Consider the following 9,737-nt stretch of genomic DNA (forward strand, 5'->3'; position numbering starts at 1 on the left):
CGGGCTGGTCTCGATACTGGATACGATAAACCGACTTAACCGTATAACCTGAACCGCCGTATACGGAACCGTACGTACGGTGGTGTGAGAGGACGGCGGATGTGAATCCGCCTCCTACTCGATCCTGTAATTCAGGGTGCCCGGTTTCGTTTATCAATGTTTAATGTTTTTCTGAAGTTTGAGGTTGTTACTGTTTATTATTTTGGCTTTTGATTTTTGTATCTGGAAGTTGGTGTTTTAGGCGTGCGGCATTGTTTGTGTTTGAAATCATTCGTTTATTGAGTAGGAAAGATGACGGGTTCAATTTTATTTGTAGAAATATCTGTCAGATGATTCTAGGTATTGTTAGTCGCTGTTACACCAAGGGAACTTTTTTGGAGGCGGTTTTTCGGCGCCATCACACCCTGGGTGTAACCCGTGCAAGGGGCATTTCCTGAAGATAGCGTGCGGTCTGTTTACTTTTCCGGGGTTGCTGGTGCTTTTTTTGATCAAAATATGTTTGCCCACGGAAAGTTCTGAAAGGCTGAACAATAACCGACACATCCATATAGGCGTTTTTTTGTAGGCTTATTCTTATAACTTTGTGGGTTGGGTCTCTGCTTGTTATTACTTGGGGGGGAGTGCTATGCCAAGGAGGAAACGACTAGGCTATTGTGCGGGTTCTGAATAATTCGAACAGCGAAATTGGACTTGCCCATGAATAAAGTGCTGATCGTGGATGATCATCCCGTCATTCGCCTTGCTGTACGCATGCTAATGGAGCGTCATGGTTATGAGGTCGTTGCAGAGACCGATAACGGAGTCGACGCATTGCAACTAGCGCGGGAGCATATGCCGGATATTGTCATCCTGGATATTGGAATTCCCAAACTTGACGGTTTGGAAGTTATTTGTCGCTTGTCTTCCACAAAGCAGGCGCAACCTTTCAAGGTGTTGGTGCTGACGTCACAGGCGCCAGGTCACTTTTCCATGCGCTGCATGCAGGCGGGCGCAGCGGGCTATGTGTGCAAGCAGCAGGATCTCACCGAGTTGCTGAGCGCGATCAAGGCGGTGCTGTCTGGCTACAGCTACTTCCCCAACCAGGCACTCAACTCGGTGCGTTCCACCCAGGGCAACACCAGCGAAGCGGATATGGTCGAGCGGCTCTCAGGCCGGGAGATGATGGTGTTGCAGCAACTGGCCCAGGGGAAAACCAACAAGGAAATCGCCGACGGCATGTTCCTCAGCAACAAAACCGTGAGCACCTACAAGACGCGCTTGTTGCTCAAGCTCAATGCCCGGTCCCTGGTGGACCTGATTGAGCTCGCCCAGCGTAACGGCCTGGTTTAGGAAGCAGGGAGCAACAGGCAGGAAAAGCCTCCAGAGCGGAGGCTTCTGTGTGATCGCTTGGCTAGAGATCGAAATCGTAATCGGCCAACTGTTTTTGCAAGCGTCGTTCTTCCAGCAGGTTGTCGATGGTGCGGCGTTTGCTCAAATTGGTCTTGGCTACTTCTACAGGTGCATCGACTGTCTCTTCAGTGTCTGCGGCAACAAAGTCGTCTTCTACATCCAATTGTTCTTTGCCAGTGCTCATAAGGTTAACTCCAGGCTAAGACTGCCGTTGGCGCTCCTTATATCGACAATCGTGCACCGGGTAAAAAAGATTTTTTCAATCGACTGATCAATAAAATCAATGATTGCTCAATCGTCCGACGTCTTTTCCTTGTATTCACACAAATCTTCGATGCGACAGCTGCCACAGCGTGGTTTGCGAGCCTGGCACACATAACGGCCGTGCAGGATCAGCCAGTGGTGAGAGTCGAGCAGGTAAGGTTTGGGTACAAACTTCATCAATTGCTTCTCCACCTCCACCACATTTTTGCCGGGCGCCAGCCCTGTGCGGTTGCTGACGCGGAAAATGTGGGTGTCCACCGCCATGGTCAATTGGCGAAACGCCGTATTGAGCACCACATTGGCCGTTTTGCGGCCTACGCCGGGCAGCGCCTCAAGCGCTTCGCGGGTCTGGGGCACTTCACCGCCATGCAGCTCCACCAGCAATCGGCAGGTCTCAATGACGTTTTTCGCCTTGCTGTTGTACAAACCAATGGTCTTGATGTACTGCGACAGCCCTTCAACCCCCAGGGCATGGATCGCGGCGGGGGTGTTGGCCACGGGAAACAGCTTGGCCGTGGCCTTGTTGACGCCCACATCCGTCGATTGCGCAGACAGGATCACGGCAATCAGCAACTCGAACGGCGATGCGTAGGCCAGTTCGGTCTTGGGCTCCGGGTTGTCCTCGTGAAACCGACGAAAGATCTCCAGGCGTTTTGCGGCATTCATGGGGCGAGCGGTTCCTTCAATGGGGTGTGCGGCGTTGGGTCCAGGCCTGCCACCCGGCAAGCAGCAATCCGAGCAGGATAAACCCTGTGGGGGCGAGAGTGGCAATACCGCTGCCGGGCAACAAGCGCAAAAGGGTGATGGCCGCCAGCAGTCCGGCGGATATCGCGAACAGTTGAAGCCGTGCCCTGCGCGGGTTGGCGGCGAACGGGCGGTCATGTTCAAGCAGTACGCATTGCACGCCGATCAACGCCAGGTATGCCCCCAGGCCTGTAGACGGCGCAAAGGCCAGGGCCTGGGCCACCAAGTGTGCACAACTGGCCCAGGTGGTGGCCAGCAATACATTGGCCGTCAGCCACCCATGAGCACTGAGGCGATTGCGCACCCAGCCGCAGCTCCAGCCATGCAGCGTCATGGTCAGTGCCCACAACCCCCAGAATATGGCGGCGCCCGCCGGGGTGGCACTGACCCCCAGCAGCGCAGGCAGCCATAACAGGCTGGCGAGGGCGAATGGCTTAGTCATGGCCGGTGGGCTCCAGCAGGGCCTGGCGATGCTCGTCAAAATACCGCAAGGCATCGTGGATGGCGTTGATCACTGCGCGGGAGGTGATGGTCGCGCCGGCCAGTTGGTCGAATTGGCCGCTGTCTTTCTTTAATGCCCAGGCTTGTGGATTTTCCCGCGATAGCCCCTTGAATGAGGCCAGCCACGCATTGCCGGGCTCGCCAATATGCCCGCCCAGTGTCGGTGTTTCTGCGTGCGCCAGGGTCTTTACCCCGAGCAGCCTGGCGTTGCGGTCGATGGCAATCAGTAATTCGATACGCCCACCATAACCATTGACCTGCGAGCGCAGCACGACGGCCTTGGGTGTGCCGGCCAAGGTCGCAAGATAACCCCCCAGCAGTTGGCTGTTGTCCAGCAGGCCCGAAGTGATGCCGAGGGGGTGCTCCAGCGGTTGATTGTCATAACTGCCGGCGGGCAGCACATCCAGCAACGCCCGACTTTGCATCTCACGCTGCTGCGCGGCAATGGGCTTGGCCGTCAACTGTTGCAGGCCAAGGGTCAGGCCCGCCGCGCCGACGGCGATCAGCAGCACGCTCAAGGCTTGAGAGCTGCGCTTCATGCCGCCACCGCCTGCGGCCGCGTCCAGCGCTCCAGTGCCGGCACTGCCAGGTTCATCATCAGCACGGCGAACGCCACGCCATCCGGGTAGCTGCCCCAGGTGCGGATCAGGTAGGTCAGCAGGCCCACCCCTGCGCCAAACAGCAGGCGCGCCCGCGCATTTCTTGCGCCCGACACCGGTTCGGTGATGATAAAGAACGCCCCGAGCATGCTGGCCCCGCTCAGCAGGTGAAACAGCGGTGAGCCATGGGAGTCCGAACCCGAGCCGTTCCAGCACAGCAGGCTGATCACGAACAGGCTGGCGAGCATGCCCACCGGTGCATGCCAACTGAAGACCCGTTGTTGCAGCAAGAAGAGACCGCCGGCGAGAAACGCCAGGTTTACCCACTCGCTGCCTTTACCAGCGACCTGGCCGAATGCCGGGTGGCGGGCAAACAGCTCATCGATGGTCAGGCTGTTATTGACGCGCAAGGCATCCAGCGCCGTGGCCCGGGCCCAGGCATCGGCGGTCTCGCCGTGCAGGCCGAACACCTGTTGCAGGCCGGCCAGCAGGTCCAGGCCGTGGGACGCGGGCCAATGGGTCATTGGCTGGGGAAAGGCCAGCAGCATCAGCGCATAACCGAGCATGGCCGGGTTGAAGGGGTTCTGCTGGCCGCCATACAGGTGTTTGCCCAGCAGCAGGCCACTGCTGACGGCGCCCAGGCATAACCACCAGGGGCAGTAAGGTGGCAGCGCCAGCGCCAGCAGCACTGCGCTGACCAGGCCGCTGAGGTCACCGGCGCCCTGGCCGCGCAGCCGGCGCACACCGCCTTCGACGGCCCATGCACAGGTGCAGGCCAGCAACAGGTTGATCAACACGCCCCAGCCATACAACCAGAACAGCACCAGCACCCCAGGTAGTGTCGCCAGCAGCAGGCGCTGCATGGCGTATTGCTGGCGATCAACCACCTCAGGCGCTGACATAGGTGTCTACTTGCCGTTGGGCGTCATCCAGGCGCCGCCGGGCTTCCATCAACTCGGCGGCACTGCTGGCGGGTTGGCGTTCAAGTTTGCTCAGGTCGGCGCGGGCATAGGCCAGGGCGGTCTTCAACTGGCGCAGTTGCCTGTCGATGGGGCGTTTCTCGACACGTTGCAAATCGGGCCTGGGCTGCTCGGAGCTTTCCTCGGCCGCATGCAAGGCCTGTTCAGCGGCGGCCAGGGCTGCGCCCAGGGTGGCCAGTTGTTCGGCATTGGCCATCGCATCCTGGGCTTTTTTCAGCTCGGCGCGGCGCATGGCCAGTTGGATTTTGGCGCGCTTGAGCGCTGGATCTTTATGGGGCTGCTGGATCGCGGCTGGGGGGGCGTTCGTTTCAAGGGCGGCCAACGCCTGTTCGGCGGATTCAAATTGCTGTTGCAGGATGATCAACTGCGACTGCTGCTCAAAGGTTGGCGGGTGACCAAAGGCTTTCAGGGATTTGTGCAGTTGCGCCCGGCTCATCGCCAGGTTGATCTTGGCCTTTTTGAGCGTGGCGTCGATATCGGCGGCTTTTTGCGCGCGCACGCGTTCGATGGCGGCCTGCAACGGGTTGCTGTTGACCTCTTCGCTAGGGGCCGGGCGTTTGTTACGGGCCAGGCGTTCCGCCAGTTTGCGCTCTTGCTCGCGGTGCAGCCGCGCATTGCGCTGCTCGAAGCGACGTCGGGCGCGGTCACGCTTGGTCGTGCGCGCCTGGCGCTCCTCGGCGGTGCTGGCATAGCCCGCGACAATCGGCAGCACCGTGGCCAGGGGCAGCGGCAGCATGTCGATGCAATCCACCGGGCAGGGGGCGACACACAAGTCGCAGCCGGTGCATTCATCCACGATCACGGTGTGCATCAACTTGGCCGCGCCGACGATGGCATCCACCGGGCAGGCCTGGATGCACTTGGTGCAACCGATGCACTCGGCTTCACGGATAAAGGCAATCTGCGCGGGGGCTTCACCACGGGTGCTGTCTAGCTCCAGGGGCGCCAGGTTCAACAGCTGCGCCAGCTCGGCGATGGTTTCGGTGCCGCCTGGCGGGCACTTGTTGATGGCTTCGCCCTGGGCGATGCCTTCGGCGTAGGGTTTGCAGCCCGGGTGCCCGCATTTGCCGCATTGGGTCTGGGGCAGCAGGGCGTCGATACGTTGAATCAGGCTCATGGTTTGATCATTGCGTTTAAGCCCAGCAACGCCACGGCCATCAGCCCGGCACTGAACAGGTCCACGGGCAGGCCTTTGAAGGGCTGGGGGATATCGTTATGGTCTATGCGCTGGCGCAAATCGTTGAACAGGCTGAGAGTCAACCAGAACGCCGGGCCGATGCCCAGGCTATAGATCAGTTGGCTGGTATTGCCAGGGCCCAGGAGTACCACGCTGAGCACGCCGGCGTTAGCCAGCAGCGGCACCCACAACCCGTCGAAGGGCAGTGCGGGCACGCGGCGGGACAGTGCATTCAGCAAGGGTTGGCTCAACAGGATTGCCACAGGCACATAGGCAAACAGCCATAACGCGTCCAGCGCCAAGGGTTGCAACACAAAGTGAAGCAGCAGGTCGCTGGAAACGCCGCTGAAGGCGACCAAAAGTGTGGTCGCCAACCCCAGGGCATGCATCCGCCGTCGCTCCAGGGGCGGATCTCCAGGCAGCGCCAGACGCAGCAGGTAATGGCTGATCAGGGCGGCGCAGAGAAGGGCGACAAGCAGTTCGGTCATGGTCGGGCCGGTTAAGCAAACAGGGCCTGATTATCCGGCAAGCAGGGAGAGGGTACTAGCGCAAACCGCCCTGTCGCGGCCAATCACCGCGACAGGGCGCTTCGGGTTACTTGATGCGCTGGCCAGGCTTGGCACCGCTGTCCGGGCTGAGCAGGTAGATTTCCTCGCCGCCGGGACCGGCTGCCATCACCATGCCTTCGGAGATGCCGAACTTCATTTTGCGTGGCTTGAGGTTGGCAATCATCATGGTCAGGCGACCATCGAGCTTGGACGGGTCCGGGTAAGCACTCTTGATCCCGGAGAACACGTTGCGTTGCTCGTCACCGATATCCAGGGTCAGGCGCAACAGCTTGTCGGCGCCTTCCACGGCTTCGGCCTTGATGATCAAGGCCACCCGCAGGTCCACGGCGGCAAAGGCGTCGAAGTCGATTTCCGGCGACAACGGGTCCTTGGCCAACTCGCCATTGCCGGCGGGGGCGGCTTCGCCGGTGTCGGTCTGGCTGGCGGTCAGGTCTTCCTTGGAGGCATCCGTCATGGCCTGCACCTTGACCGGGTCGATACGGGTCATCAATGGCTTGAATTCGTTGAGCTGATGATTGTTGAGCAGGCTGGCGTGATCATTCCAGGTCAACGGCGCAACATTGAGGAAGGCCTCGGCGTCGGCGGCCAGCAACGGTAGCACCGGCTTGAGGAAGATCACCAGTTGGCGGAACAGGTTGATGCCGGTGGCGCAGATGGCCTGGACTTCATCCTGCTTGCCTTCCTGCTTGTTCAGCGACCACGGTGCCTTGTCGGCGATCCAGGCGTTGGCGCGGTCGGCCAGGCCCATGATCTCGCGCATGGCGCGGGCAAAGTCGCGGGCCTCATAGGCATCGGCGATGCTTGGCGCGGCCGCCAGGAAGGCGTCGGTCAGCTCCGGTGCGGCGTTGACCGGCACCATCAGGCCGGCGTTGCCCTTGTGGATAAACCCGGCGCAACGGCTGGCGATGTTGACCACCTTGCCCACCAGGTCCGAGTTGACCTTCTGTACGAAGTCTTCCAGGTTCAGGTCCAGGTCGTCGACGCCACGGCCCAGCTTGGACGCGTAGTAGTAGCGCAGGTATTCCGGCGACAGGTGGTCCAGGTAGGTGCGGGCCTTGATAAAGGTGCCACGGGACTTGGACATTTTCTGCCCGTTGACCGTCAGGTAGCCGTGCACGGCGATGCCGGTCGGCTTGCGGTAGCCCGAACCTTCGAGCATCGCCGGCCAGAACAGGGCGTGGAAGTTGACGATGTCCTTGCCGATGAAATGGTACAGCTCGGCGGTGGAGTCCTTGCCCCAGAACGCGTCGAAGTCCAACTCTGGCGTGCGGTCGCAGAGGTTCTTGAAGCTCGCCATGTAGCCGATCGGCGCGTCCAGCCACACATAGAAGTACTTGCCCGGCTCATCGGGGATCTCGAAGCCGAAATACGGCGCATCGCGGGAGATATCCCACTGTTGCAGGCCGGCATCCAGCCATTCGGCGATCTTGTTCGCCACGGCGTCCTGCAGGGTGCCGCTGCGGGTCCAGGTTTGCAGCATTTCCTGGAAATCCGGGAGCTTGAAGAAGAAGTGCTGGGAATCCTTGAGCACCGGGGTGGCGCCCGAGATCGCCGACTTCGGATCCTTCAGGTCGGTGGGCGCGTAGGTGGCGCCGCATTTTTCGCAGTTGTCGCCGTACTGGTCTTCGGTGCCGCACTTGGGGCAGGTGCCCTTGATGAAGCGGTCGGCCAGGAACATTTTCTTTTCCGGGTCGAAGTACTGGGTGATCGAGCGGGTAGCGATGTGCCCGGCATCCCGCAGCTTCAGGTAGATCTGGCTCGACAGCTCACGGTTTTCTTCGGCGTGGGTCGAGTGGAAGTTGTCGAAATCCACCAGGAACTCGGCAAAGTCGGCGCTGTGTTCAGCCTGGACGTTGGCAATCAGTTGTTCCGGGGTGATGCCTTCCTTTTCGGCGCGCAACATGATGGCCGAACCGTGGGCGTCGTCCGCGCAGACATAAATGCATTGATTGCCGCGATGCTTCTGGAAGCGCACCCACATATCGGTCTGGATGTACTCAAGCATATGGCCAAGATGGATGGAACCATTGGCATAGGGCAGGGCGCTGGTGACGAGGATCTTGCGTGGCTCGGACATGGGGCTCGGCTACTTGATGAAACGGAGGTCGGCCACTATAAAGCGCCGGCAAATTTATTTCACCCCGTGAGGCTGTTTCAGGGTTTTCCAATGTTGCGAAAGCATGCCCCTCAAGCGTTGGAACGGTTAGGATAGCCGCCTGTTTTAGTCTGTCTTTTCCGGGAGTAGCCCATGAGCGCCGTCAATCGCGCAGCGGTGGAAGCCGTTCTTCGCCAGTACACCGACCCCTATCTGAACCAGGACCCGGTCAGCGCCGGCTGTGTCCGGGCCATTGATGTGCAGGGCGACCAGGTCACGGTCCAGCTTGAACTGGGCTACGCGGCAGGTCTGTTCAAGAGTGGTTGGGCACAGATGCTGCAAATGGCCATTGAAGGCCTGGACGGCGTGCGCTCGGCCAAGGTCGACATCCAATGCGTGATCGCTGCGCACAAGGCCCAGGCGCAGATCCCGGGCCTGGCCAACGTCAAGAACGTGGTGGCCGTGGCGTCCGGCAAGGGTGGCGTGGGCAAATCGACCACCGCGGCCAACCTGGCCCTGGCCCTGGCCCGGGAAGGGGCGCGCGTGGGCATCCTCGACGCGGACATCTATGGTCCCAGCCAGGGCGTGATGTTTGGCATTGCCGAAGGTTCGCGGCCGAAGATCAAGGACCAGAAGTGGTTCGTGCCGATCCAGGCCCATGGTGTGGAAGTCATGTCGATGGCCTTCCTGACCGATGACAACACGCCGATGGTGTGGCGCGGGCCCATGGTCTCCGGGGCTTTGATGCAACTGGTGATGCAAACCGACTGGGGCAACCTGGATTACCTGGTGATCGATATGCCGCCAGGCACCGGCGATATCCAGCTGACCCTGGCGCAAAAAGTGCCGGTGGCCGGGGCGGTGATCGTTACCACGCCCCAGGACCTGGCGTTGCTCGATGCCCGCAAAGGCGTGGAGATGTTCCGCAAGGTCAACATCCCGGTGCTGGGCGTGGTGGAGAACATGGCGGTGCACATCTGCTCCAACTGCGGGCATGCCGAGCATTTGTTCGGTGAAGGCGGCGGCGAAAAGCTGGCCACCCAATATGACGTTGAACTGCTGGCTTCGTTGCCGCTGTCGATGGGCATTCGTGAACAGGCCGATGGCGGTAAGCCGACGGTCGCCGCCGAACCCGATGGGCAGATCGCCATGGTCTACCAGGAACTGGCCCGTCACGTGGGCGCGCGGATTGTCTTGCAGGAAGCCGGTGCCCAGGCAATGCCGACCATCACTGTCAGCGACGACTGAGTAGCTTGCAGGTAGAAAAGCCTCGACCTTGTCGGGGCTTTTTCTTGGTGCGCCAGGCATGGCGCGTTGCGCGCAAGCGCAACCAGCTTGGCTGTGGTGGCCACGCTGGTGACTGGGAGGTGAAAGTCCTCTACACACCCGGCAAGGGGAAGTGTTAGCCAGAGGCAAGGG

At 60.3% G+C, this 9,737-nt stretch carries 10 protein-coding genes; 2 read left to right on the forward strand and 8 right to left on the reverse strand.

Annotated elements, in window-relative coordinates:
• Window positions 1-696: 696 nt before the first annotated feature.
• A complete protein-coding gene (locus tag BLL38_RS29050) occupies window positions 697-1,329 on the forward strand; it encodes a response regulator transcription factor (RefSeq protein ID WP_032858436.1) in 633 nt (210 codons plus the stop codon).
• 61 nt (window positions 1,330-1,390) lie between these two features.
• Here the strand turns inward: BLL38_RS29050 and BLL38_RS29055 are convergent, their stop codons facing one another.
• From BLL38_RS29055 to metG, 8 genes are all read right to left on the reverse strand, one after another.
• A complete protein-coding gene (locus BLL38_RS29055; RefSeq protein ID WP_076965283.1) occupies window positions 1,391-1,573 on the reverse strand; it encodes a PA3496 family putative envelope integrity protein in 183 nt (60 codons plus the stop codon).
• Window positions 1,574-1,680: 107 nt separating this feature from the next.
• Window positions 1,681-2,319 (reverse strand): endonuclease III, encoded by a 639-nt coding sequence (gene nth / locus BLL38_RS29060; RefSeq protein ID WP_076965284.1) that lies wholly within the window; start codon window positions 2,317-2,319, stop codon window positions 1,681-1,683.
• Window positions 2,320-2,335: 16 nt separating this feature from the next.
• Entirely contained in the window at window positions 2,336-2,839 is a 504-nt protein-coding gene (locus BLL38_RS29065; RefSeq protein ID WP_076965285.1) for an Rnf-Nqr domain containing protein, read from the reverse strand.
• On the reverse strand, window positions 2,832-3,437 hold the full coding sequence (locus BLL38_RS29070) for an RnfABCDGE type electron transport complex subunit G (protein WP_076965286.1): 606 nt from the start codon (window positions 3,435-3,437) through the stop codon (window positions 2,832-2,834). Before BLL38_RS29070 ends, BLL38_RS29065 begins: the two co-directional genes overlap by 8 nt.
• Complete coding sequence (locus BLL38_RS29075) at window positions 3,434-4,399, reverse strand: RnfABCDGE type electron transport complex subunit D (protein ID WP_076965287.1); 966 nt, start codon at window positions 4,397-4,399, stop codon at window positions 3,434-3,436. Before BLL38_RS29075 ends, BLL38_RS29070 begins: the two co-directional genes overlap by 4 nt.
• Window positions 4,386-5,594, reverse strand: coding sequence for an electron transport complex subunit RsxB (gene rsxB, locus BLL38_RS29080; RefSeq protein ID WP_076965288.1), 1,209 nt, complete (start codon window positions 5,592-5,594; stop codon window positions 4,386-4,388). Before rsxB ends, BLL38_RS29075 begins: the two co-directional genes overlap by 14 nt.
• On the reverse strand, window positions 5,591-6,142 hold the full coding sequence (locus tag BLL38_RS29085; RefSeq protein WP_076965289.1) for an Rnf-Nqr domain containing protein: 552 nt from the start codon (window positions 6,140-6,142) through the stop codon (window positions 5,591-5,593). The genes rsxB and BLL38_RS29085 overlap by 4 nt, the downstream gene beginning before the upstream one ends.
• Before the next feature lie 106 nt (window positions 6,143-6,248).
• Entirely contained in the window at window positions 6,249-8,300 is a 2,052-nt protein-coding gene (gene metG / locus BLL38_RS29090) for a methionine--tRNA ligase (protein WP_076965290.1), read from the reverse strand.
• A 171-nt stretch (window positions 8,301-8,471) separates the two neighbouring features.
• On the opposite strand from metG, the gene apbC reads away from it, so the two are divergent.
• A complete protein-coding gene (apbC, locus tag BLL38_RS29095; RefSeq protein ID WP_076965291.1) occupies window positions 8,472-9,566 on the forward strand; it encodes an iron-sulfur cluster carrier protein ApbC in 1,095 nt (364 codons plus the stop codon).
• The last annotated feature ends 171 nt before the right edge of the window (window positions 9,567-9,737 follow it).

This window comes from Pseudomonas gessardii, from assembly GCF_001983165.1.
GTDB lineage: Bacteria > Pseudomonadota > Gammaproteobacteria > Pseudomonadales > Pseudomonadaceae > Aquipseudomonas > Aquipseudomonas gessardii.

Excerpts from the sequence above, each read along its gene's own strand:
- BLL38_RS29050 (WP_032858436.1), top strand. The coding sequence starts at position 697 with ATGAATAAAGTGCTGATCGTGGATGATCATCCCGTCATTCGCCTTGCT.
- BLL38_RS29055 (WP_076965283.1), bottom strand. The coding sequence starts at position 1,573 with ATGAGCACTGGCAAAGAACAATTGGATGTAGAAGACGACTTTGTTGCC.
- nth (WP_076965284.1), bottom strand. The coding sequence starts at position 2,319 with ATGAATGCCGCAAAACGCCTGGAGATCTTTCGTCGGTTTCACGAGGAC.
- BLL38_RS29065 (WP_076965285.1), bottom strand. The coding sequence starts at position 2,839 with ATGACTAAGCCATTCGCCCTCGCCAGCCTGTTATGGCTGCCTGCGCTG.
- BLL38_RS29070 (WP_076965286.1), bottom strand. The coding sequence starts at position 3,437 with ATGAAGCGCAGCTCTCAAGCCTTGAGCGTGCTGCTGATCGCCGTCGGC.
- BLL38_RS29075 (WP_076965287.1), bottom strand. The coding sequence starts at position 4,399 with ATGTCAGCGCCTGAGGTGGTTGATCGCCAGCAATACGCCATGCAGCGC.
- rsxB (WP_076965288.1), bottom strand. The coding sequence starts at position 5,594 with ATGAGCCTGATTCAACGTATCGACGCCCTGCTGCCCCAGACCCAATGC.
- BLL38_RS29085 (WP_076965289.1), bottom strand. The coding sequence starts at position 6,142 with ATGACCGAACTGCTTGTCGCCCTTCTCTGCGCCGCCCTGATCAGCCAT.
- metG (WP_076965290.1), bottom strand. The coding sequence starts at position 8,300 with ATGTCCGAGCCACGCAAGATCCTCGTCACCAGCGCCCTGCCCTATGCC.
- apbC (WP_076965291.1), top strand. The coding sequence starts at position 8,472 with ATGAGCGCCGTCAATCGCGCAGCGGTGGAAGCCGTTCTTCGCCAGTAC.